Source organism: Pseudanabaena sp. FACHB-2040 (genome assembly GCF_014696715.1).
Taxonomy (GTDB): domain Bacteria; phylum Cyanobacteriota; class Cyanobacteriia; order Phormidesmidales; family Phormidesmidaceae; genus JACVSF01.
Genome location: NZ_JACJQO010000010.1, coordinates 72,403 through 95,343, shown reverse-complemented (window position 1 = coordinate 95,343; position 22,941 = coordinate 72,403). Strand labels below are relative to the sequence as shown.

The following is a 22,941-nucleotide window of genomic DNA, read 5'->3' as shown; positions in this document are numbered from 1 at the left end:
TACGGGGTTCTTCTTCTAGTAAGCCCCCTGACGCAGCAAATTGGCAATCTCATTTTGACAAGAATCGGTAATTTCTGTGGCTAGCTTGGCAGCCCGCCGTCCGTGATAGTGAGAACGCAGCCGATCCGTTACCCGCACCGGGTGGCCCACCAGCAGATCTACTTTGCGGTAAATCACGGCTGGGTGCCAGCCCGACTGGTCAAACAAAGGTTCACTAGGGTCGAACCAACTTAGGACTTTGAGAGGCATGACCGAGGGCACGGTTTCTTGGGTGGATGCGATCGCAACTGGCAAAATGACCAAATCTTCGACCGGAGCCTTCATGGCCAAGTGGGCAAAGCCACGCTGAAACTCGCTCATCTCAAAGGGGTCGGTTCTCTGCACCATCGGAGCCGCCCCTTCTGGAAAGATGCCGATCGCCTGCTGGTCGCGCAAGAGGTGCGTGGCCTCACGGAAAAAGGTCTGCTGCTCACCGGGAGCATCTAGCGGCAAGCAGCCCAGAGCATTGACAAACTCCCGCATTCCCGGCACTTGGCTCATGTAGTGGTGGCAAGCAAAGTGCACTGGTCGATTCAGCCCAGCCATTAGCAGCGGCGCATCCAGAAAGCTGCGGTGATTGCTCACCAACACCAAAGAAGCCCCAGCGGGGATCCGCTCAGAAAAATGCACCGACATCCGGATGCCTAACAAGGTGAGCAACCATTGGGAGATAGCGAGAGGATTACCGGAAACTAAAGATTCCATTCAGACTCAATGACTGCGGTTAGGGGACTGTACTCAAAACTGCGCTAGGGCTGATGTCGGGCAGCAGTACTAGGCAACAATAATCTGTGCCTTCATACCGTAACAAATCTTAAAACTCCTGCAAGAAGCCAATGTCAAAATCTACGCAAAGGAGTAGGTATTTTTCTCTACAGAAGATATTTAATAGAAGACAACTTGGGTAAGAGAGTTAGGGACTGCACTACAACCCAGCTTTAACCTGTAAGAACTTCACTTTAGTCAAATCAGCTACCAATCGAGATCCGGTTGAGGATGGATTTTACCAGCCCCTTTGCCCCGTCCTACTGCAGAGGGGAGGTTTTCTAGGGAGAGATTCGTTTAACTTCTAATTTTCAAGAAGAACATCCCCAAACCATCGGGTTAGACGCAAAACTTTGCAGCCTGGGGCAAGCGCTAGGTCAAGTCGTCTGCAAAGTCAGCAGCCAGGTTCGCAGCACCTCAGCCACTGTCCAAGCTTGGGCAAAGCAGCCACGCGGTGAGAAAGGGGCATCGCCATCAAACACTTCACTAAGGCTGCCGACTGCGCCCGAGTAAAGGTGATCTGCCATAGGTTCTAAAAAGCTCTGAGCCGTAGCTGGGTTGCGGTATACCTTCAGGTGCGCCTGCACAAAGGGACCAATCAGCCAGCCCCAAACGGTGCCTTGGTGGTAGGCTCCATCGCGCTGATAGCGACCGCCCGTGTACTGCCCAATATACTCAGGGTGATCGGGAGAGAGCGATCGCAACCCGTGAGACGTCACCAATGCCCGAGCGACATGATCCACGACAGACCGCTGCTGCTCCGGGCTTAGTAAAGGCTCAACACCTTCAAACTGCGGCAGGGCCACCGCAAAGATCTGGTTGGGCCGCAGCATGTCTTCTTCTTGAGGGTTAGGGGAGTCGATCACGTCGTAGCAGTAGCCCTTTTCCTCATGCCAAAACCGCTGAAACCCGCTTCGTACCCGCTCAGCTAGGTCTGTATAGCGATCTGCCGACTGGCCCAAATGCCGGGAAAACTCAGCCATACTCACCAGGGCGTTGTACCACAGGGCATTGATCTCCACAGGCTTGCCAATGCGGGGCGTAACGACCCAGTCATCGACCTTGGCATCCATCCAGGTCAGCTGCACGCTGGGGTCGCCGCCCCAGATCAGGCCATCCTCGTCCATGTGAATGTTGTAACGGGTGCCCTTTTGGTGCCAGGCAATAATCTCCTCTAGCACTGGAAATAGCTCTCGCAGCAGCGCTTCATCTTGGGTGGCCGCAAAGTAGGCGCGGATCGCTTCAAAGTACCAGAGCGTCGCATCAATGGTGTTGTAGTGAGGTTCTTCGCCAACCTCAGGAAACAGGTTTGGCAGCATGCCCTGGTCAACGTAGCGGGCAAAGGTGCGGAGAATGGGGCGGGCAATTTCAGGGCGGCCGGTTGCGATCGCAAGTCCCGGCAGGCTGATCATCGTATCGCGGCCCCAGTCGCCAAACCAAGGGTAGCCCGCAATCACCGTCTTGCCGTGATCTTCCCCCGGCAGAGGTCGCTGCACCACAAACTGATCGGCGGCCAACACCAGATGATCCAGCCACTGCGGCGTGCTCTTTTCGCTTAGATGGTGGGCTCCCTGCCACCGCTGCAGCAGGTCTTCCTCATAGGCATAGCGGGCTTTGAGTGCCATTTGACCCTCCAGACAGGGCTCCTCTTCGGTGCTCAAAACCAGCGTGTAGGACTCTTCTGGGGCTAGGGTAATCGCAAAAGTCGCCGCGTGCAGATGGTCATCAAAGGGATGTATGCCCCGAGCGTGCTCTATCTCCAGGCTATAGCCCCGACACCAGGTATGAGCCAGCTCCACCGTGCCATTCTTAGCCAGCAGGTAGAAAGGGGTCGCCTGATCAAAGGCCCGCACCTGCACCCCCTGCTCTACCGACTCAACCTGCATCTGCCAGCGGCCCCCCTCGGTGCTGTCGTGGTGAGGCCGGCAGTTGACCAGAGCCTTGAGCGACAACGTCAGCGGTTCACTAGCTCGCCGCAGCTTATAGTCAACGTAGGTGGTATTAGCCCCCTGCTCCATCCAGATACGCTTTTCTAGCAGGGCATCACCAAAGGCATAGGTCCACACCGGCACGGTGCCTTCCAAATGGAATCGCTCTGTCTGGGTGTAGCCATGCCCCGTTACCGCTCCCCCCACCCAGCGATCCGTTTGCAGCTCAAATTGATGCTCTCCATAGTGAACCGCTTCATCTAGCTTGGTGACCAGCAGAGTTCGCATGAGAGGAGGCTTGAGCGCCGCCACCAGTAACCCGTGGTAGTGACGAGTTAGCACGCCCGCAACTGTGCCGCTGGCATAGCCACCGATGCCATTCGTCACCAGCCATTCCCGCTGCCCGGAGACTTCTAAATCTCCGCAAATGTTGCGTCCAAAGTGAAGAGCCATCGCGAGTGATCTCGTTAAAGGGAGCCGTTGTCGATATATTCGCGCCACCGGGTAATGCGCCCACCCAGCATCTCAATGAAAATGGCGTCTTCTGCCTCGGAGGTGTTGCCTGTTGCCCGCTCCCGGTCAGTCCAGCGCCATTCTACGGCGGCTCTATTGCCTTCTTTGAGAATCTGCAGCACCTCGATTTGCAGGACTTCGTAGGCGTCCGAATACTCCTGAAACGCTAGCTGAATGTCCTCCTGACCAATCCACCGACCACCCGGCACCATGAATTCTCCAATCTCATCAAATAGACCCGCAAAGCCCTCAGCATCGCTCATCAGCCAGGCTCTTTGAGCCGATTCGAGAACGTCTTCAAAGGTGGTAGAAAAAGGAATCATAGGGTCGAGGTTCAGGGAAAAGACGGTATTTTGCAAAAGCATTGCAAAACTTGTTCAAAGGCTTGACAGATGCTTTAACGTTCTTTATCTTCGGGCAACTCAGCAGTTGTCGCATTTACCTATAGGTAGGTGTTGCGGCGTGCCCCAGCAGTCTTGTAGCCATCTCCAACCCAATCTTTACAAAGCTTTTGAGAGGCCCCAACTAAAAGAACTTCTGTACAAAGAATTTTCGATGTGTAAACCAAAGGCAGCAATTTTTTTCACCCCCGCAATAATGAAAGGTAGCTGAAGATACAGTAAGCTATCTCTTCCTTTACACCTCGTTTCACCCCCTCGGCTTTCTTACTGGATCTAAGGCAGTATCCGTCTGTATTGAGGAAACAAGCTGCCATGAACATTCAAGAGTTGCTGCACGAATACAACCAGGGCTACCGCGACTTTTCAGGAATTCATCTAAATCGGGTCAATCTGAGCGGAGCAAGTCTGAGCGGCATTGACCTGAGCCATGCAGATTTGAGCCATGCAGATTTGAGCCGGGCCGATCTGAGCCGAGCCAATCTTACTGGAGCCAACCTGACCAATGCTGACCTCAAGGGCACTGATCTGAGCGGGGCCAACCTGACCAGCGTTAACCTGATTGGGGCGGACTTGCGGCGGGCCAGCCTGGTCGGTACCGACTTGGGTCAGGCAGATCTTAGAACTGCAGATTTAGAAGACGCTGACTTGCGGGGAGCTAATCTCAAGCAGGTTGCTCTCAGCGGAGCGACGCTGCGGCGGGCCAACCTGGCCAGCGCCTGTATGGACGGTACAGATATCACTGGGGTGGATCTAGAGGGGGCCAACCTAAACCTGCTGCGGTCTTTTGACCGTGACTGTGAAACGGGAACCTTTCACCGCTGGGTAACCTGGGACGGCCATTAGGTGAGTATTGCCTTCCTATGAGGGGCTAGAGGTGGGTTGACCCAAGCACCGACCCACCCTGCCCTAGGGGGAATGTATGGGCGAGAGTATTGGCTTAGCTTTCATTCGGGCTGCTTTAGACCCGCTCAGGCACCCAGGAAAGCGCCTTTTCCCAGCCTAGCCCACGCCGGATTAGCGTGGGTTCTCCTTCTGTAAAGTCAAGAATGCTAGAGACTTCGTAGGTCAGATCCTCACTGTCGTCGATAATAATGTCTACCTGGTTTTCCAGGCGGTCAAACAGCAGGGCTTTGGAGAGGGTCGCTAGATCGGGCTGACCCGACGGCTGCGCCACCGACAGCGATGAGGTGGAGATAATTGGATGGCCCAGTTCCTCCAGCAGCGCCTGGCAAATAGCATGATCGGGCACGCGGATGCCGGTAGTGCGACGCTTGGGGCTCATAACCAGGCGCGGCACCTCTTTGGTAGCAGGCAGCAGAAAAGTATAAGACCCCGGAATTAGCCGCTTGATGATGCGGTAGGCATTGTCATCAACAACGGCATAGTCAGCAATGTTGGACAGGGAAGAGCACAGGAACGTCAGGGGTTTTTCATTGGCTAGCTGCTTGAGCTGCCGCACGCGCTGCACAGCCCCTTTGACATTGAGATCGCAGCCAATGGCATAGACCGTATCGGTGGGGTAAAGCATCACGGCCCCCTGCTGCAAAGCATCTCGGATGGCGGAGATTTTCCGAGTTTGGGGAGTTTCAGGGTGAATTTTGTAGACCGTTGCCATACTTTACTCTAGTGTGCGTCCGGCTATATCGGTAGACATGCCAGTTCATAATCGGCGGGATCGGGCAGCCCTGACGAATTTATTATGAAAACGATACTCCTTTAGAAAATTCTCTGTATCGGCCAAAAGTAGTTTTGCAAGAACTACCCAGCCTTTTTTGCAGAACAAGTTTGCAAAAAAAATACTCCCCCAATTCAAATCAGGGGAGCAAATCCATTAGGGTGCATCTACATGTCAGATAGAAGAGTGCCCAGGGAGAGGGGTGCGATCGCACATAAATCCTCCAGCCCAACTCAAGTAAGGTCTACTGTGTGCTGATCCTGCTACCACAGCTACAGACCGTCTGATCGCCCTTCGCTTTGAGTACCATCGGAGGGGCCAGATATTCAAGGATCTAGGTTTAGAGATATGTCTGAGTCGACCCAACTTGCTAAAAAAATTGCCTATCTGGACTGCCCTACCGGCATCGCTGGAGATATGTGCCTGGGGGCACTGGTGGATGCTGGGGTGCCGCTAGACTACTTAACTGAGCAGCTCAACCGGCTGGGCCTGACCGGGGAATTTGAGCTGTGGGCGGAGAACGTTTTGCGCCAGGGACAAGCCGCCACGCGAGTTAAGGTCGATCTCACAGCGCCCTCTGCCCACTCCCGCCATCTGGGGGATATTGAACAGCTGATCTCAAAAGCGCAGCTGTCCCCTAAAGCGACCGAGTGGAGCCTAGCCATTTTTCGCCGCCTAGCCGAGGCCGAGGGCGCAGTACATGGCATTGCCCCTGAAGCAGTCCATTTTCATGAGGTTGGAGCGGTCGATGCCATTGTCGATATTGTCGGCACCTGTTTGGGGCTGGACTGGCTGCAGGTAGATAGGCTGAGCTGTTCAGCGCTGCCTACGGGCGGCGGGCTAGTGCGGGCAGCCCACGGCTGGCTGCCAGTACCGGCCCCCGCCGTGCTCAAACTGTTGCAGATGGGGCAGGTGCCGATCTACAGCAACGGGCTGCAAAAAGAGCTAGTGACACCAACAGGGGCTGCGATCGCAACCACCCTCGCCGACCACTTTGGCCCCCCTCCCGCCATGACCCTGCAGCAAGTTGGCTTGGGAGCAGGCGGCCACGATCTGCCCATTCCCAACCTGCTGCGGCTCTGGATTGGCCAGGCCCCTGACGGGCTGATCACTCTATCTTCGAAAGCTCACACCCACTCTCATCCACCCATCCACCCATCCACCCCGCCCCATCTAGAACCCGTCACCGTCTTAGAAACTCAGGTCGATGACCTCAGCCCTCAAGCCATTGGCTACCTCTATGAGCGCCTTTGGAACGTCGGCGCGCTAGATGTGTTTACTCAGGCTGTGGGCATGAAAAAGTCTCGCCCTGGAGTACTGCTAACCGTCATTTGTCAGCCCAACCAGACCTCAGCCTGCGAACAGGTTTTGTTTGAAGAAACTACTACCCTGGGAATTCGGCGGCAGCTGCAGTGGCGGCACGCCCTAACGCGAACGTTGACCCCCATCGACACCCCCTATGGGCCGGTGCAGCTCAAGCTGGCCTACCACCCAGAAACCCGGCAGCTCATGAACGTCCATCCCGAATTTGAAGACTGCGCTCAGCTGGCCCGTCAGCATCAAGTGCCCTGGCAAGAGGTCCACCGCAGTGCCCTTAGCCAGTGGTATGGGCAGCATCCCCCCCAGCTTAAAAAGGCTCCCAGCCCACAGTCCACAGCCCCAGTCTAGAAGGCTGATCAAGGGGGAGTTGCTGGGCCTGGTGCCGTTTTGGCAGCCGGGGGCTGATTGCGGCTTTGGGACGTGTCTGCCGCCGCAGCCCCGTTAAGAGCTGGATCCGCTGCATCGGCTTCAGTCGAAGGCAACTCAGGTTCAGGCAGCTTAGGTTCAGGTAACTCAGGCTCAGGCAGAGGAAACTCCTCAATTTCAGGCACCGATTCGAGCGTTAGACGGGCAGGTTGGGTGCCACCAGAGAGCCGCTTGAGCAGTTTGGGCTTGGGGTCGTGGAAGAGGTAGATAATGCGATCGCTCACCCGCCACTCCTCTTCGGCTAGGGCGACCTGCAGCTTTTCTTCCCGCTGCACCAGCAGGGGCACCAGTGAGCCGTTTTGAATGAGCCCCTTGAGATGTGCCCTCTGAGCCTCCGGAGACACACTTTGAATGCAGGTTTCCCCTAGCCGCACTGCTCCATCTGTGAGGTAAGTGTTCCAGGTTTTGAGCGAGAGGGAAGAAGCCAGAGCAGACTGTACCCGCGAGGAACTGGACTGATCGTTAGCCGGCTTTTCCGTCGGCATAACGACCAGCACCCTAGGCGGCTGAAACTCCTCCAGCGCCCGTTGAGCAATGACCGCATTGACCTCACCATTGCTGGTCATAGCCAGTAGAGTGCCTACGGTTGCCATACCTACACTTTCCAGCACATCGGCCTCTAGGGCGCTGCTGACGACCACCTTCAGGCCCTCCTTTTCGGCCTCCTGGCAGGATGCTTCATTGGTATCAAGCAGAATGACAGCTTCGCCCTGTTCCTTCAGCAGCCGGGCAATCAGGCAGCTTAAGGGGCTGCAGCCAACGATTACCGCTCCCGTCAGCTGGTCAGACGTGATATGTAGCAGCCGGGCCAGCCGACCCGCCGTTAAGCCCTGAATCATCACCGTCATAATGATGGTTAGAAAGACTAGGGCCTTAATCGCATCGCCACCGCTAATGCCCTGCTCCGTGAGCGAAATTGAGAATAGAGAAGCAACCGAGGCTGAAACAATGCCTCGTGGACCAATCCAGCTCAGGAAGAACTTTTGTCGCCAGTTGAGGTCGCTCTGCTGAGTGCACAACCAAATATTCAGGGGCCGCACTGCAAACATCAAAACCAGAACGGTAAACACCGCCCCCTGCCCCAGGGCAAACACACTGGCAATCGATAGGTCTGCCGCCAGCAAAATAAACAGCACCGAAACCGCTAGCACCGTGAGCTGCCCCTTAAACCGACGCAGCAGCCGCTCATCGGGCACAGACAGCACCCGCACCACCATACCGGCCACAACGGTTGCCATCAGCCCCGACTCACCTCGAATCGACTGGGCCAGGCCAAACAGACTCCATAGCCCCGCCAGCACTACCAAATTACGCAGGTCCTCTGACAGAAACTTGGCTTGTTTGAGAAATATGCCAATCGCAGCCCCGCCAATACCGCCAATCAAGGCCCCGATACCCAAGCGCAGACTCAGGCCGCTCACGACAGTTACTGGATCAGCATCGCCACTGAGGATAATGTTCAAGACAACAACCGCCAAGATCGCCCCTACCGGATCAATCAAGACGCCCTCGCCCTCTAGCAGAGTGGCCACTTTGCGGTCTACTTTTACCTGGCGTAGCAGCGGGTTGATCACCGTAGGCCCAGTAACCACCACCAGCGACGCGTAAAGAAAAGCGAGCGGCCAGGGAAATTCACCCAGCCAGTGAGCAGCCATGCCGCCACCCACTAAGGTGACAAAGATGCCAAACGTGACGAGGTTTTGCAGGCTGGTAGAAACTTGGCCCAGTTCCTTTAGCTCTAGGCTTAGCCCTCCCTCAAATAAAATCAGGGCAACGCAGAGAGAAACCATCACCTCCAGCCCGACCCCCAAAGACTGGGGATGAATCAAGCCCAAGCCGTCTGGGCCAATGCCAATGCCCAGCAGCAACAGAAAAATAATGCTGGGGACTCTAAAGAATTCAGCAATAACCTGAGCCGTAATGCCCGCTAGCACGGTCAGCACTATTTGCAGGGTTAATTCAAAGGGAGCATCCATAGGCGTAGGGGCAGGAACAGCCTCAGGCTCCTCTAGAGCAAATCAACCATAACCGGGCTAGGTAGTGCCAAGACATCAATACAGCCTTAAAACATAGGGCAACCGCAACGGGGTCATGCCCCTACAGTAGCGCGATACTATCTGGGGTAGCAGACAGGGGCGCAACTGCAACACATCCTGTCTAGGATATCACTGCTGCTTAGGCACACGCCAATTCAGTGCTGTGGGGGTTTATTATTACCGGGCTAGTCTCTTCGCTAGTTTTAATAGAACCATCCTCTTACTAAGCAGGTTGAAAATGCCCTGGGTTTTGGCCGCTATCGTGACTGGAATCATCACCTTTGTAGTTACAAATATTGATGACCTGGTTTTACTGACGCTGTTTTTTTCGCAGACCAACGCAGTGTTTCGGCGACGGCATGTGGTGCTAGGCCAGTACCTCGGCTTTGCCGGTATTGTGTTAATTAGCCTAGTTGGATTTGTGGGCAGTCTGTGGATTCCCCAGGCGTGGATAGGGTTGCTGGGCCTACTGCCAATTGCGATCGCACTCAATCAAATCTTTAACCCCGAAGACGATAATGAGGCCCCTGAGGCCAAAGTCGTTAACCCAGACCCACCGAAAAGATCTTGGCTATCGGCCCTGTGGAGCCGCCATACCTACACCGTCGCAGCAGTCACCTTTGCCAATGGCGGCGATAACTTTGGGGTGTATATTCCCTTGTTTGCCAGCATCAACTTGGCCCAGCTTGTAGTCGTGTTAGCCACCTATGCTGTGCTGCCTGCGATTGAGTGCTACGTCGCGCTTTATATCTCTCGCCACCCAACAGTCGGTCGTGTAATGGATCGCTACAGCCACCGCATTGTGCCGCTGGTGCTGATTTGTTTGGGGGTTTATATTCTGGTGGAGAACAACACGCTGTCGCTGGTGACAGGGCAGCTTTGATAAGCACGCTTTGCTTTGCCTACGAAACTCAAAAGTATCGGCTTTGATGGGCACGCTTTGCTTTGCCCATCCTACCGGCTGGATATTGGCACAGTACCGGCTACGAAGCTCAAAAGTCGTCAAAAGCAGGACAATCAGAGGGTTTCAAGCCCGTTCCCATCTTCCAGTACCGGCTGGGCTATTGGCGTAGCAGCAGGTAGTAAAGCTGCCCTGGGGTGTTGATCAGACCAGCTTGGGCCCCGGCTTCGGGGCCGGTGCCGATAAACAAATCTACCCGTCCGGGGCCTTGAATGGCTCCTCCAGTATCTTGATCTAGAACAAAGCGATTTACTGGGCGCGGGCTCCATTCACCCTGGCAATTCTGCTGAGGCAACGCTACAGAGATTAGGGCGGGGGCACCGGGGGGCATGAGCGATTTGTCGGTAGCGATGGAGCGTCCGGCGGTGACAGGCACGTTCAGGCTGCCGTTAGGAGCCCCGCCAGCGGTTTCTTGAAAGAAGATAAACCGCTGATTTTGTGGAATGTAGGTGTTTAAAGCCTCAGGGTGCTGCCGGAAATAGTCGATCACGGCAGGTAGCGTCAGCCCTTCTGCCTCTAGAATGCCGTCGTCTACCAAAGCTCGACCGATGCTGCGGTAGGGATGCTCGGTGCGGCCTGCATAGCCAACAGACATCAGCTGACCGTCGGGTAACGCCAGCTTGGCCGACCCCTGAACCTGCACCAAAAAGGCTTCTAGCCGATCTCGCAGCCAGACTAGCTCTAGGCCCCGCAGTTGCCCTTGGCCGCCCTGCAAACCGTCTGCGCCCTCTAGCGCTAGCCGGGTCGGGTGGGGCATGGCCCAGCGTTCTAAATTGGCCGGTCGACGGTAGAGAGGATAGCGATATTCAGCGCTGGGAGTGCGGCTAGCTGAGTAGATCGGCTCAAAGTAGCCCGTAAAATCAACCGTGCCTTGACCGTCTCGGCCCACTGACTGATAGAGGGTAAATTCTCGCAAAACGGCCTGCTGAAAGGCCTCGGCTGTGGGGCTGCTAGACAATAGCTGCCGCAGCCGCCGCAGACTGCGCTGGGTGCGATCGCGACTAAATTCAGGCACCGAATACTGCTGATAGGCCGTTGCTGCCTGAGGCGTGGCCAGATATTGCAGGCTGTAGTCGATTGCCCGAATCAGGTTAGCCCGGTCTCCAGAACTGCCCCAAAGAGCATCGTCGTAGCCCAAAGAAGCAAGAGCCGCCGAACTGCTAGGCGACACGGGCACAAGAACAGGGGCAGGATTGCCGGGTTGGGGCAAGCTTGCCAATCCAACGACAGCCAAAAAACTGGCTATCAAGATTGGCAGAAAAAAGCGGAGCCGTCGAGTCACGTCGAAAACCTGTTGACTAATAGCGTTCGACGCTGGAGCTAAAGACAGGTTCCACGCGAATACCCACTATTCGGGAGGGGCGAATCACCATGTACTCACCCGGATTGACTTTGGGTAGAGGCACGCTGATCAGGTCGTCTGAGCTGGCCTTAGGCATGAGTTCGCTGCTGTACCACTTCTGAAAATCCTGAATGGATTGAAAGCGCACCTCTTCGCGATGGCCCCCGTCAAACAACATGTGAACGATGTATTCACTGGGCGTTCTGGGCATGTGTGACCGTCCTTCAAATCGTCGTCCTCAATTATGGGCTGTTGACGCAGAAAAATCGCAGTTTGCAGCAGTTTTTTTACTGGCCTACGGGTTCTTGGGTCATTGGCTGAGTTGGCTTAACTTTGTTGCTGTACATGAATCCTGTGCGGAACTCAAGCTGTCAGCCCTGAAGGGTTCGTTAAGTTGCAAAATCAGCCTTTACCCAAGCCCTACCCATTCAGGACTGTTGCCTGCCGCTGTCAGCCCTCCAAGACCAGTGACGTTTTGGGAGAACCCCATGCCATCGTTCAACAGATTACGGATAGTTGCCGCTGCTGCCCTCCCCCTGCTGCTGGTAGCTACCCCCACCCTGGCGGCCCCCCAGTCTACAACCTCCCCGCCCCTATCCTCAGACGTCAGCAGCCTGCCTGACCCCAATGCTGTCGTGCTGCAGCGAGAGTATGTTGTGGGTCTAGTTCAGCATCTAAATCTAAACCAGGTACTGGATAAGGTAGATATTGTGTTTGCGGCAATTCAGCAGGAACAAGACTTTTGCTACATCTTTTCAACAAACTACACTTACCTAGAAGGGCGAGTGGATCGGCTGACGACCGATGCCGTGCGGGCCATCACCCGCGCCCAGACCTCAGGGCAGTCTTCCAAGGCACTGACAGCTCCCGTGCCCTCGGCCCCTTTGCCCATCAGCACACCCTCCAAGACCCTGGACGCGATCGCGGTCGCCCAACCAACCCCCGATTACGAAGCGGCCCTGGTCGAGCTAGAGAGGTACTTTAGCCTAGGTTTGAGGGAGGCCGACGGTACTTTTGACGCCCAGCGCCCCGTCACCCAAGGGGAGCTGGCCGACATCCTAGAGCAGTTTTTTACCGAGATGGCCCCCTATTCCGACCCTCAAACGTTTCTGCTAACGGGTCACGCCGACAGCCGTGAAAATGCGCTCAAGATGATTGATGAGCTATATGACAAGGTGGCTGAGGTGCGATCGCAACTAGAGCAGCTAGAGGCGCTGAACCGCTCCCGCAGGCAGCATAAGGAGACAGACAACCTGCTGTTAGTGACCCAGGCCTACACCGCAGAGCAGGCTGTAGACGTAAGCCCAGAAGATGCCTTCTACCTGGCCTTGCATCAGTTGATTCATTACTATGGGTTTGACATGACCGGGGGAACGGATCGGTTAAACCCGGATCAGCCCCTTACCCGCGCAACCCTGCTGACGAGCCTTCTAGGGGTGGTCAGGATGATCCATCCTTTCTACTGGCGTCCGGGCAGTATGTTAGGACACTCGGAGTGCAGCCTGCTCTACGGCACGGACATGAGACGCGCTCTAGAAAATCTGGGGGCGATGTACCTGCAGCTTCAGCAAGTCCAGGTTGAGCTTCAGGCCTTGCTTTAGCAAGCATACTCATCCCTAAAAGAGGCAAGATCACAACAATTTGTAATGTATACTACCAAGCCAAATGGGGATTCCTAGAATCGGAATGTTCTGGTAATTCCTATGCCCCTTCAAATGACCCGCCGTTATAGCGACCAACAAATCCAAGAATTTACCCAAGCCGCGCTCAAAGACGGTTTTTGCATTCTCAAAGACCACTTCTCCCTAGAGGTGCTGGCAGCCTGGCGCGCCGCTTTCACCCCCCTGCTAGAAGATCACATCCAACGGGAAGGCGACCTGCAAAACCGAGGTTCTGCCCGTTACTATGTCACCCTCCCCTTCAACGCACCCTTTGCCGAGGCCAGCATTTACGAAGACGATGATGTTTTGGCAATCGTCGCGGGCCTGGTGGGGGAGGATGCCGTCATGTGCCAACTGGCAACCGACACGCCGCTTTTAGGATCTGACTACCAGGCGATCCACCGAGATGCGCCGCCGCTGTTTCCCGAAATGGAGCAGGAAACGCCGCCCTTTCAACTAGCCGTCAACTTTCCCCTAGTGGATGTGACGCTGGAAAACGGCCCGTTTGAAGTCGCTCGCGGCACCCACATGCTCACCAAAGAAGAAGGCTTGCGCCAGCTAGAATCGGGTGCGGTTGAGCTAGAGCCGATCATGCTACGAGCGGGCGACGTCATGATCCGCGACGTGCGGGGCCTACACCGAGGCACCCCTAACCGCACCAATACCCCCCGCCCAATGGCTGTCATCGGCTACAGCCGTCGCTGGCTGTATCGCCCCGAGGTATCGATCCAAATCCCCCGCGCTACCTGGGACACGCTCTCGGATCGGGCCAAGCACCTGCTGCGCTTTAACCCCATCGTGGAATCGCTGGAAGAGCGGCCTGAGGTAGAGGTTTATCAGGCGTACGCGTATTAGGGAAGTAGGGGGTGAATGAGTGGACGGGTCGATAGTTTTGCTGATACTTGTACCGAGCTACTCCCTACTCATCCACTCCCCACACCCTACCCATTCATCCATTTAGTGGTATGCTTACCCTCAAGCTAGGGGTGTCCGAGTAATCGGGCTGAGAATATACCCTCAGAACCTGACCTGGTTAACACCAGCGGAGGGAAGCGTTGATTGAGGTCTTGCTACCGAAACGACGTCTCGATATCGAAAGCTGGAGAGCTGGGGTCAGCTCAAAAGTTATCGGTATGTAAAAACTGAGTGATTTTGCTGGCGGAGATGTATTGCATCTCCGCCTCCTGGGGCTATGGATTTAAACGTCTGCTGCAGGCATTAGATCTATCCCCGACCGACAGCCGCCTCTAGCCCACTAGACCCGTCTTTTTATGAGGTGTGTTGGCCATGAGCATTGGCGCTGTGGCTTTGGCAGTGATGCTGGTGACGGTTGCGGCATTTGCCCTGCTGGGGCTGGTGCAGGCGGGCCGTCATGCAATCAGCCTAGAAGATTTCATGGTGAGCCGGAACCGAATTGGTACGGGGATGGCGCTGGCAACGATTGTGGCCTCAGCGATGGGGGCATGGATTTTGTTTAGTCCGCCGGAGGTGGGCGCGACTAGCGGAATTGCCGGGATTGTTGGCTACTGCATTGGGCAGGCGACCCCGGCAGCGATGTTTGCAGTAGTAGGGGTACGGATTCGCCACCTGATGCCTCAGGGGCATTCGCTCAATGAGTACGTGCTGCACCGCTTTGGCAATGCCATGTACCTGCTGACCCTAGGCATTATTGTTTTTTACATGTTTGTCTATGTGGCGGCGGAGCTGACTGCGATCGCAAAAGCCGTCCAAATCATGGCCGATGTGCCGCTCTGGGTAACGGCGCTGCTGGTGATTACGGCAGTATTTGCCTACACAGTGGTGGGTGGGCTGGAAGCCACGATCTTCACCGATGCGATTCAGTTTGCGGTGATTGTGCCGCTGCTGCTGCTGAGCTTTGGCATTGCGGTGATGGCGTTGGGGGGCTGGGGGGCTGCGATCGCACCCGTCCAGCAGGCCGCACCGCAGCTGCTGTCGCTGGGCAATGGCCCCGGCATTAAGTTTGGGGCGACGCTGGTAATTGCGGTGATTGCGGCAGAAATGTTCAACCAGGGCAACTGGCAGCGGATCTACGCCTGCCGCAACAGCCAGGTGGTACGCCGCTCTTTTCTGGGATCGTTTCTGATTATTCTGCCGCTGCTGCTGGTTTCGGGTCTGCTAGGAATTTTGGCGGCAAGCTTGGGCTTTACTGATGACCGGGCCTTTTTCTCGCTGATCCAGGCGCTGGCCTTGCCAGGATGGGTTGGCATAGCGGTATTGGTGCTGGCCCTGGCCCTGGTGATGAGTAGCCTGGATACTTTGCTCAACGGCATTGCCAGTCTCTTCACCATAGACATGATGCGGCTGTTTCCGCAGATGCGCTCTAGCCGCATTTTGCAGCTGTCTCGACTGCTGATTGTGGCTTTTGGAGTGCCGGCAGTGCTGATTGCGGCGCGGGGCTACAACGTGCTGTATCTGTTTCTGCTGGCAGATCTGGTTTGTGCTGGGGCGATTTTTCCGGTGCTGTTTGGCCTCTACTCGCGGCGGCTAACTGGGTCAATGGCGCTCTGGAGTGCGTTGATTGGCATTGGGGTAGGAGCGCTGTTCTTCCCTCGGCCTGACTTTAGCCCGTGGAATGGGCTGCCCTTTGCTGGGGATTTGCTGGTCAGCTTTGCGGCTCCTATTGTGGTGTCGACTGCGATATCCCTCGGCTGGATTGCTCTGATGGCTCAGTGGGGCCGCACTCAGGTCTTCGACTTTACTCGGCTCAAGACCGAGATCAAGGCCTATGGCGACTCTGAGGTTCTACCGCTGAATTAATTCCACGCCCGCCTAATTCATGCGTGGGGCGGCAGTTAGGTTTTTGCGATCTGGAAATGGGGATGCGATCGCATCTCTAACCCAACTTATCTAACCCAAGAGGTCATGCTATGAGAGCTGAATGGATTGCTAAACGGCAGGGACAGGCCAACGTGTCTCAGATGCACTACGCCCGCCAGGGCCTTGTTACTGAAGAAATGCAGTACGTGGCTCAGCGGGAAAACTTGGCTCCTGAGCTGATTCGAGATGAAGTGGCGCGGGGCCGTCTGATCATCCCGGCCAACATTAACCACCCCAACCTAGAGCCGATGGGCATTGGCATTGCCACCAAATGCAAGGTAAATGCCAACATTGGGGCTTCCCCCAACTCCTCTAACCTGCAAGAAGAGGTCGATAAGCTGCTGCTGTCTGTCAAGTATGGGGCCGACACGGTAATGGATCTCTCTACCGGGGGCGGCGATCTGGATGTTATTCGCACCGCCATCATTCAGCAGTCTCCCGTGCCCATCGGCACCGTCCCCATTTATCAAGCCTTAGAGAGCGTTCACGGCAATATCGAACAGCTCACGGCTGACGACTTCCTGCACATCATCGAAAAGCATGCTCAGCAGGGCGTGGATTATATGACCATCCACGCCGGGATCTTGATTGAGCACCTGCCGCTAGTGCGCGATCGCATCACGGGCATTGTCTCCCGTGGCGGCGGCATTCTAGCCCGCTGGATGCTGCACCACCACAAGCAAAACCCGCTCTACACCCACTTTGAAGATATTATCGAGATTTTCAAGCGCTACGACGTCTCCTTTAGCCTGGGCGACTCGCTGCGGCCGGGGTGTCTGCACGATGCCACCGATGCCGCCCAGCTAGCCGAACTCAAGACCCTGGGTGAGCTGACCCGCCTCGCTTGGAAACACGATGTGCAGGTGATGGTCGAAGGCCCCGGCCACGTGCCGATGGATCAGATCGACTACAACGTGAAAAAGCAGATGGAGGAATGCTCAGAAGCGCCCTTCTACGTGCTCGGCCCGCTGGTGACAGACATTGCCGCAGGCTATGACCACATCAGCTCCGCCATTGGCGCAGCCCTAGCCGGATGGAGCGGTGCCGCCATGCTCTGCTACGTTACGCCTAAGGAGCACCTGGGTCTGCCCAATGCTGAAGACGTGCGGGCTGGCCTGATTGCCTATAAGATCGCCGCTCACGCCGCTGACATTGCGCGCCATCGGCCTGGAGCGCGCGATCGCGATGATGCTATGTCTCACGCTCGCTATAACTTCGACTGGAACCGCCAGTTTGAGCTGTCGCTAGACCCGGAGCGGGCGCGGGAATATCACGATGAAACGCTGCCCGCCGACATCTACAAGACCGCTGAGTTTTGCTCGATGTGTGGGCCTAAGTTTTGCCCGATGCAAACGAAGGTCGATGCAGATGCGCTGACGGAGCTAGAGAAGTTCTTAGCGAAGGAAACGCAAGCGGTTTAACTCAGCCTAAACCCGAGGTCTAAGCCTAAAAACCGGGATTCTCCTATGCAGACAGGGGCAAACTTCGCACCGCAGCAGAGTCCCGGTTTTTTCTAAAGGAGAAGTGTCTACTGTGCTTGCGTAGAAGAATCCGGTTTTTCTCGGGGAAGAACTTAAAAGGCCGTTTTTGTGGAAGGGAAGTGCGATCGCACTTCCCTTTTCTATGCGGCTGCCATTGGCAATAACGGCTGTCCTGACTGGACGCTGGGCGCTCCGCTTACTAACAGTTAAATAATCCTAAAAATTGGGTGGTAAAGCTTTTTTAAGAATTTGGTGGGTTGTCCGATAAGGCAGAAATCAATTCTGTAATGAGAGTTACCAACGCCCCTCGAAGTTGGAAATCAGGAAAGACCCATAGACCCTTTATTGGGTCCTGATTTTTTAGTGCAGCCAAAACCCCCCTCAATTGGCAATTAGCCAGAAATCACTATGGTAAGAACACTCGTTGACTTTACGTTTGACAGCCTTCAGCTCTCCAATCCTGATGGCTCTCTGGCAACCCCCATTCGACACTCAGCCGCAGCCGATGTAGGTGGCTCTCTGACCACCCTGGTGCAGTCCGCAACCGTCACAGATGGCCCTAGAATGACCCCTCTGGGCAACTATCCCAAAGCCGTTGACATGGGCAAAAACGGGCGGGCATCGGTGCAGGTAGCAGGCCTGGCCGTTGATTTTCGCCAATTCACTCTGCGCGTTGTGTTCCAGGCCAATGGCCCAGTTGACCAACGCCAAAACCTGATTGAATCAAACCGGCTGCCCTTTGCTCTATTTCTAACGCCCCGGGCAGGAACAACCGATTTCGATCTGGTGGCTTCCGTTGCCCCCAAAGCCCACGGGTGGCAAGCAGCAACCAGCCAGTTTGCGACAGGTCTTAAGGTAAACCAGTGGTACACCGCCGATCTGGTGTACGACATCGACACGGTGGCGCTGTTTGTAGACGGGCGCATCGTATCGGTTCACGCCTTTCCCCAAGGGCGCATAGAGCCTTTGGCGGGCTCTGACCTATACATTGGCACCTGGGTCGATGGCCAGCGCAACCACTTTGACGGCAAATTTGCTGCTGTTCAGTGGCTGGCGGGCATTCCCAAGGATTTAGAGGCCGCCCTGGACGAGCGCCGGGAACACCCCGAATGGTTTATCACCCACAAGCTAGAGTCTCTCCGCGCAACCCATAACCTGGGAGCCGCCGCCAGCGCCCTCACCTATGACCAGGCCATTGACGCCTACGTGCAGCGCTACGACAAGGGTGCCCTGATGTATCACGACGGCATTGGGGCCGCCTTTGAGATCCATGGCAGTATCTACACTCAGTACCAGGCTATGCCCAATCGCACGGCGTTGGGCTACCTGGTCAGCGACGAGGAAAAAGCAACCAACCCCAATGGACGCAAGAGCATCTTTTCGAAAGGAGCGATCTACTGGTCTAGCAACACCGGCGCAGTGCCTGTGCTCGGCCAGATTTACCTAGACTACGAAGCGCTGGGAGAGTCCCGGGCGCTGGGGTTCCCTACTAAAGCAGCCCAACGGATTGCGGGTGGCCTGGAGCAGGAATTTCAGAATTGCCGCATGTACTTCAAAGACAGCGACACCAACGCCCACGAAGTCCACGGCAACATTCTGACCAAGTATTTAACCCTGGGCGGTCCTAGCAAATGGGGCTTTCCCATCACCAATGAATCAGACGTGAGAAAGAACGGTGCCGTGGTGGGCAAGTTCTCCGAGTTTGAGCACTGCACCGTGTATTGGAGCGGTCAAACCGGAACGTTTGAAGTGCATGGCGATATTCGCCGGAAGTATCTAGATTTAGGCGGCCCGGCCGGAGAACTAGGCTTCCCCACCTCCGACGAAAAGGACATTCCAGGGGCCTCTCCAGGCCGCCATAACACCTTTCAAACGGGCAGCTTGCTCTGGTACGGCAGCGGGTCGTCCATCATTATTGCTCGTCCCTTCAAGGTCTTTATTGGCCGCATTGACACCGATGAAACCGAAGGGTGGGGCATGGGTCAAAACGACATTTATGTCAAAGTTACGCTGCAGGAAGGAAGCAGCACGCTCTACAGCAAACGGCATCCCTCCGATGGTGATTTCGGCAACAAAAACATCATTGACCTCAACCTCACGATTCCCAACGTCATCACGCCCAACGTCAACAAAACCGTGACGCTGACGGTAGACGTGTGGGACGCTGACCCCGGCAACGATGACCATATTGGCACCTGGACTAAAGTGCTCAATATGGCCAACGCTTGGGGCCTGCGGGAAAATGGCGGCATTTTGAACTCAGGCGCTTTTAGCAGGATCAACGCCATCATGGCTTCGGTGAAGCCGCAGGTAAATATCAATAGCCTGTCGGAGACTGAGAAGTTTTGGGGTGTGGTGAACCGGGGTACTGATAACCTGTCTTATTCGCAGTACGCCAGTGCCTTTTCTGACGTGGATAGCGAAGCCGAATGGTGGGACGCAACGGATTGGCTAGAAAAAGCTTTTTATGAGCTGGTGGTTAAAGACCTGGCGGAAAACGGCAACTGCTTTGGCATGTCGCTAGAGGCGATTTATGCCCGCAAAAATTCGAGCCTGTTTTCGCTGCCGCTGAACCGCTTTACTGATTGGAATACGGTGCGGCCTGAGCTCAACGTGAAGCATTGCTATCAAGTGGGGGCCAGCGCCATTTGGTGGTTTATGAAGGAGTTTGTCACCGGCAATACTCACGATCCGAAGGACGTATTTAACCGCACACGGGCGGAGTTTAATCGGGGCAATCATCCGGTGCTGTGTGTGGCCCAAAACTACAACTTCAGTGGCGCACCTCACTGCATTTTGCCGGTGGGCTGGGACAGCAGCACCAAGCCCTGGAAGATGACCATTTGCGATCCTATCTTCCCTAACCAACTGCGGACGCTGACGGTCAACCCCGATGACAACACCTTTGAGTACATGGGGGATAGCACGTACCGCGGCGGGGCTTGGAGTGGCGGACGGCTGCACTATATGCCTTTTAGCGCGCTCAACACGGCTCCACGCACGCCCATCTGGGACGCTATTCTGCTGATTCTGTCGGGTACGATTCTGATTTTGGGTGACGATGCCGAAACCGCCAGCATCACTGACTTGAATGGCAACGACATCAATGCGTTTGGCAGTCGCGCCACTAGTCAGCTGCAAAATGGTCGCCCGCTCAACGGCTACTTTGTAGGCTTTAAGGGCTATGACCAGTCTCAGGGCAAGGGCACGGTGGCAGGTGAACTGCTGATGCGCATGAACCCAACGAACAACAACGTGGTGCTAGGGGCAGGCGCAGTTTCCCCAGCAGTTCTCTCCCACCTGGCATTAGGGGAACTGGCAGACAGCCGGGGTCTGCGCGCAATTCGGGACGCAGTGCGCAACGACCCCTTGCCCACTGAGCTAATCGAAGCTCGGACGCTGCATCGGGTCGTGAACGATCCGGCGGTGCTCGAAAGCCTGCAGCCCGCGACCCGCGAAATGTTAGTCAATGCTGTGCAGGCAAATCGGCTAGGAGACTTCCGACATGAGGTGCGCGGGGTGCGCGATGGTCAGTTCCGCTATGCCCTCAAGCAGGGGCTAAACCAGTTCCTGATGACTTCGGGGATGGCAACAGCCGAGCAAACGGAAGTCACCTGTAAGGACATGGACACCAGCAAAAATATGCTCCAAGTGAAGCCCGATCGCGACAAGCTGATGCAAATGGAGATTGATCAAAAGCTGGGGGTTGGCCGCGATCGCATCAAGGTTAAGATCAACCAGCTGCCGGGCAGTCGCGATCGCAACTTGCAGTTCAATCTGCGCCCCGGTCTAGGCGGCATTGATGTAATGCCCGCTAGCGATCGGGTGGATGCCCAGGTCGAGGTGGAAGCCAACATCAACGGCTCAACCATTCGGCGGCGGTTTAATGTCCCGATGGAGGGCGGCACCCGTTTGAAGGTGTCTACCATGCTCTCTGACAACGTTCTAGAGGTCTCAAACATTGACCAGGTGTTTGGCCCGTCGCGGCAGGTACGGATGATTCAAGATCAGACCTAGAGCGCTCTGGCTAAACGTTCACCTCAAACAGTTCCTCAAAGCCGGTCCCACAGGTGCTACATCGGGACCGGCTTTTTCTGTAGCGTATTTTGGGGGCCAGGACTGGCGGGAAATGTGCGATCGCATTTTCTTTGAAAGGCAGCTCTCCTCTAATCCAATCGCACGTAGCGGGTGAGGATACGCATGAGCTTGCCGGGGCTGTGGGGCATGAGGCGGCTCCACTCGCTGATGTGAGCAAAGCCTTTGGCATAGAGGGTATGGACGATGGTATCAATGCCGTGGGCAGTGCCGACTACAAGGATGCGAACGGGTTCGCGATGGTCAGAGACTGGCCAAGGGCCATCGCAGTGAGGAGTGAGGGGGGAGGAGAAAGTTGAGGGGGGAGGAGAAAGGTGTTGGGGCAGTGGGAGTGGTGTCTGAGGGGTCGGAAGTGAGAAATGCTGCCACATCCTCTGGAGATGGGTTTTCTGCAACGCCTATGAATTCCCCAGAGGGCAGACAAACTTGCCCTTTCTCTTTATTCGAAGCAATTTGCCGATCCTGACCAAAGCTGTCTTGCAGCATGAAATCACCTCAAGCGATGTAACCAGATTGGTACTATTTACTATGCCACAGATAGTACCAATCTGGTTACATTTACGCAGTGATGAGCCTCTGACACAATCGGGGCATGGCGCGTGTGGGAAAAGCTCTTAAGCAGGTTTTGGAAATGTACGGCATCAGCCAGAACAAGCTGGCGATGACAATGGGCGTAGCTCGGCCCAACGTAAACCGCTGGGTACTAGAACAACGCGACCCAGCGGGCGACATCATATTTGAAATCAAAGAAGCCCTGCGGCAACTCAACCCCGAAGCCGCCGAAACCTTTGTACAGCTCTACCTAGGCAACTGCGACAATCTCGAATAGCCTCCTGTAGGTTAGTGTTGAGCAAGCGAAACTCAACACAAATTCCAACTATTGTAATTACACCTTCGCCTGTCAATTCTAGGGGTGTTGCGATCGCACTACTGTATGCAATATCGCTGTGCTAAAACACCTGGAGCCACCTACTTCTTCACAGTTTTAATTTCTTATTGATGAAAAGCGTGGGAAATCGCATCCACACAGTGCCCTAACCCACCATCGATACATTGGCTTGCTTCACCTACAGCATGATTCACGGCTGACGAATCAGCGCCATCGAGAGGCAAAACGTCATAGCAAACCATATCAACTTCAGGCTTTTCCGAGAGCCTACGTCGGTTGCGGTAGAGATCAAAGCAAAAGTAGCCAAAGCCGAGCAGGGTTGTCGAACCAATCAGCAGCGGTAAAGGGTGCATAAAAGCCAACTCCACAGTTTTGCCCCATCCTAGCAAGGCCATAAAGCCAGGTCAGGGGAATGCGATGGGTAAAGACCGATCCTTTGTTGCGATCGCATTCATGGTCCCTATGTTCAACCTCAGATGTCGCATAATATTTCTTCGTATAATCTTCGTATAATGAGTTAGTTACGCTCTGTAGCTCCCCGCACAACTACCGTTGCCGTTCTCTTCATCTC

General features: G+C 55.4%; 18 protein-coding genes and 1 riboswitch. Of the genes, 9 read left to right on the top strand and 9 right to left on the bottom strand.

Annotated features, from left to right (window positions below):
* Positions 1 to 15 precede the first annotated feature (15 nt).
* From H6G13_RS13135 to H6G13_RS13125, 3 genes are all read right to left on the bottom strand, one after another.
* Positions 16 to 744: a lysophospholipid acyltransferase family protein gene (locus H6G13_RS13135; protein ID WP_190483668.1), complete on the bottom strand. Its 729-nt coding sequence runs from the start codon at positions 742 to 744 to the stop codon at positions 16 to 18.
* Between the two features lie 437 nt (positions 745 to 1,181).
* Positions 1,182 to 3,185, bottom strand: a complete 2,004-nt coding sequence (locus H6G13_RS13130; RefSeq protein ID WP_190483667.1) for an amylo-alpha-1,6-glucosidase — start codon at positions 3,183 to 3,185, stop codon at positions 1,182 to 1,184.
* A gap of 14 nt (positions 3,186 to 3,199) precedes the next feature.
* Entirely contained in the window at positions 3,200 to 3,568 is a 369-nt protein-coding gene (locus tag H6G13_RS13125; RefSeq protein WP_190483666.1) for a nuclear transport factor 2 family protein, read from the bottom strand.
* Between the two features lie 390 nt (positions 3,569 to 3,958).
* Between H6G13_RS13125 and H6G13_RS13120 the strand changes: the two genes are divergently transcribed.
* Complete coding sequence (locus tag H6G13_RS13120; RefSeq protein WP_190483665.1) at positions 3,959 to 4,489, top strand: pentapeptide repeat-containing protein; 531 nt, start codon at positions 3,959 to 3,961, stop codon at positions 4,487 to 4,489.
* 115 nt (positions 4,490 to 4,604) lie between these two features.
* Here H6G13_RS13120 and H6G13_RS13115 read toward each other — a convergent pair whose 3' ends face one another.
* Positions 4,605 to 5,261 carry an L-threonylcarbamoyladenylate synthase gene (locus H6G13_RS13115; protein WP_190483664.1) on the bottom strand — a complete coding sequence of 219 codons (657 nt, stop codon included), beginning with the start codon at positions 5,259 to 5,261 and terminating at the stop codon, positions 4,605 to 4,607.
* Positions 5,262 to 5,669: 408 nt separating this feature from the next.
* Here H6G13_RS13115 and larC point away from each other — a divergent pair, with 408 nt between their 5' ends.
* The gene (larC, locus tag H6G13_RS13110) at positions 5,670 to 6,989 is read left to right on the top strand and encodes a nickel pincer cofactor biosynthesis protein LarC (protein ID WP_190483663.1); all 1,320 of its coding nucleotides are present in this window, start codon (positions 5,670 to 5,672) and stop codon (positions 6,987 to 6,989) included.
* An 8-nt stretch (positions 6,990 to 6,997) separates the two neighbouring features.
* Here the strand turns inward: larC and H6G13_RS13105 are convergent, their stop codons facing one another.
* A complete protein-coding gene (locus H6G13_RS13105) occupies positions 6,998 to 9,043 on the bottom strand; it encodes a sodium:proton antiporter (RefSeq protein ID WP_190483662.1) in 2,046 nt (681 codons plus the stop codon).
* Positions 9,044 to 9,341: 298 nt separating this feature from the next.
* Here H6G13_RS13105 and H6G13_RS13100 point away from each other — a divergent pair, with 298 nt between their 5' ends.
* Complete coding sequence (locus H6G13_RS13100) at positions 9,342 to 9,986, top strand: cadmium resistance transporter (protein ID WP_190483661.1); 645 nt, start codon at positions 9,342 to 9,344, stop codon at positions 9,984 to 9,986.
* A 178-nt stretch (positions 9,987 to 10,164) separates the two neighbouring features.
* Here the strand turns inward: H6G13_RS13100 and H6G13_RS13095 are convergent, their stop codons facing one another.
* Entirely contained in the window at positions 10,165 to 11,202 is a 1,038-nt protein-coding gene (locus tag H6G13_RS13095) for an MltA domain-containing protein (RefSeq protein WP_242028310.1), read from the bottom strand.
* 160 nt (positions 11,203 to 11,362) lie between these two features.
* The gene (locus H6G13_RS13090; protein WP_190483660.1) at positions 11,363 to 11,617 is read right to left on the bottom strand and encodes a hypothetical protein; all 255 of its coding nucleotides are present in this window, start codon (positions 11,615 to 11,617) and stop codon (positions 11,363 to 11,365) included.
* A gap of 277 nt (positions 11,618 to 11,894) precedes the next feature.
* Here H6G13_RS13090 and H6G13_RS13085 point away from each other — a divergent pair, with 277 nt between their 5' ends.
* From H6G13_RS13085 to H6G13_RS13065, 5 genes are all read left to right on the top strand, one after another.
* Positions 11,895 to 13,007: a hypothetical protein gene (locus H6G13_RS13085; protein ID WP_190483659.1), complete on the top strand. Its 1,113-nt coding sequence runs from the start codon at positions 11,895 to 11,897 to the stop codon at positions 13,005 to 13,007.
* A gap of 102 nt (positions 13,008 to 13,109) precedes the next feature.
* A complete protein-coding gene (locus tag H6G13_RS13080) occupies positions 13,110 to 13,922 on the top strand; it encodes a phytanoyl-CoA dioxygenase family protein (protein ID WP_199305886.1) in 813 nt (270 codons plus the stop codon).
* A 117-nt stretch (positions 13,923 to 14,039) separates the two neighbouring features.
* A riboswitch (TPP riboswitch) is annotated at positions 14,040 to 14,135 on the top strand.
* A 219-nt stretch (positions 14,136 to 14,354) separates the two neighbouring features.
* Complete coding sequence (locus tag H6G13_RS13075; RefSeq protein WP_190483658.1) at positions 14,355 to 15,845, top strand: Na+/proline symporter; 1,491 nt, start codon at positions 14,355 to 14,357, stop codon at positions 15,843 to 15,845.
* Between the two features lie 110 nt (positions 15,846 to 15,955).
* On the top strand, positions 15,956 to 17,326 hold the full coding sequence (thiC, locus tag H6G13_RS13070) for a phosphomethylpyrimidine synthase (protein ID WP_190483657.1): 1,371 nt from the start codon (positions 15,956 to 15,958) through the stop codon (positions 17,324 to 17,326).
* A 468-nt stretch (positions 17,327 to 17,794) separates the two neighbouring features.
* Entirely contained in the window at positions 17,795 to 21,403 is a 3,609-nt protein-coding gene (locus tag H6G13_RS13065; RefSeq protein ID WP_190483656.1) for a LamG-like jellyroll fold domain-containing protein, read from the top strand.
* 149 nt (positions 21,404 to 21,552) lie between these two features.
* Here the strand turns inward: H6G13_RS13065 and H6G13_RS13060 are convergent, their stop codons facing one another.
* Positions 21,553 to 21,876: a peptide ABC transporter substrate-binding protein gene (locus H6G13_RS13060; RefSeq protein ID WP_190483655.1), complete on the bottom strand. Its 324-nt coding sequence runs from the start codon at positions 21,874 to 21,876 to the stop codon at positions 21,553 to 21,555.
* Positions 21,877 to 22,073: 197 nt separating this feature from the next.
* On the opposite strand from H6G13_RS13060, the gene H6G13_RS13055 reads away from it, so the two are divergent.
* The gene (locus H6G13_RS13055) at positions 22,074 to 22,310 is read left to right on the top strand and encodes a helix-turn-helix transcriptional regulator (protein WP_190483654.1); all 237 of its coding nucleotides are present in this window, start codon (positions 22,074 to 22,076) and stop codon (positions 22,308 to 22,310) included.
* A 164-nt stretch (positions 22,311 to 22,474) separates the two neighbouring features.
* On the opposite strand, the gene H6G13_RS13050 is transcribed toward H6G13_RS13055, so the two are convergent.
* Positions 22,475 to 22,765 carry a hypothetical protein gene (locus tag H6G13_RS13050; RefSeq protein WP_190483653.1) on the bottom strand — a complete coding sequence of 97 codons (291 nt, stop codon included), beginning with the start codon at positions 22,763 to 22,765 and terminating at the stop codon, positions 22,475 to 22,477.
* Positions 22,766 to 22,941: the final 176 nt, after the last annotated feature.

Bases quoted from the DNA above. Each gene is read 5' to 3' on its own strand.
- H6G13_RS13135 (WP_190483668.1), bottom strand. From the start codon at position 744: ATGGAATCTTTAGTTTCCGGTAATCCTCTCGCTATCTCCCAATGGTTG.
- H6G13_RS13130 (WP_190483667.1), bottom strand. From the start codon at position 3,185: ATGGCTCTTCACTTTGGACGCAACATTTGCGGAGATTTAGAAGTCTCC.
- H6G13_RS13125 (WP_190483666.1), bottom strand. From the start codon at position 3,568: ATGATTCCTTTTTCTACCACCTTTGAAGACGTTCTCGAATCGGCTCAA.
- H6G13_RS13120 (WP_190483665.1), top strand. From the start codon at position 3,959: ATGAACATTCAAGAGTTGCTGCACGAATACAACCAGGGCTACCGCGAC.
- H6G13_RS13115 (WP_190483664.1), bottom strand. From the start codon at position 5,261: ATGGCAACGGTCTACAAAATTCACCCTGAAACTCCCCAAACTCGGAAA.
- larC (WP_190483663.1), top strand. From the start codon at position 5,670: ATGTCTGAGTCGACCCAACTTGCTAAAAAAATTGCCTATCTGGACTGC.
- H6G13_RS13105 (WP_190483662.1), bottom strand. From the start codon at position 9,043: ATGGATGCTCCCTTTGAATTAACCCTGCAAATAGTGCTGACCGTGCTA.
- H6G13_RS13100 (WP_190483661.1), top strand. From the start codon at position 9,342: ATGCCCTGGGTTTTGGCCGCTATCGTGACTGGAATCATCACCTTTGTA.
- H6G13_RS13090 (WP_190483660.1), bottom strand. From the start codon at position 11,617: ATGCCCAGAACGCCCAGTGAATACATCGTTCACATGTTGTTTGACGGG.
- H6G13_RS13085 (WP_190483659.1), top strand. From the start codon at position 11,895: ATGCCATCGTTCAACAGATTACGGATAGTTGCCGCTGCTGCCCTCCCC.
- H6G13_RS13080 (WP_199305886.1), top strand. From the start codon at position 13,110: ATGCCCCTTCAAATGACCCGCCGTTATAGCGACCAACAAATCCAAGAA.
- H6G13_RS13075 (WP_190483658.1), top strand. From the start codon at position 14,355: ATGAGCATTGGCGCTGTGGCTTTGGCAGTGATGCTGGTGACGGTTGCG.
- thiC (WP_190483657.1), top strand. From the start codon at position 15,956: ATGAGAGCTGAATGGATTGCTAAACGGCAGGGACAGGCCAACGTGTCT.
- H6G13_RS13065 (WP_190483656.1), top strand. From the start codon at position 17,795: ATGGTAAGAACACTCGTTGACTTTACGTTTGACAGCCTTCAGCTCTCC.
- H6G13_RS13055 (WP_190483654.1), top strand. From the start codon at position 22,074: ATGGCGCGTGTGGGAAAAGCTCTTAAGCAGGTTTTGGAAATGTACGGC.
- H6G13_RS13050 (WP_190483653.1), bottom strand. From the start codon at position 22,765: ATGGCCTTGCTAGGATGGGGCAAAACTGTGGAGTTGGCTTTTATGCAC.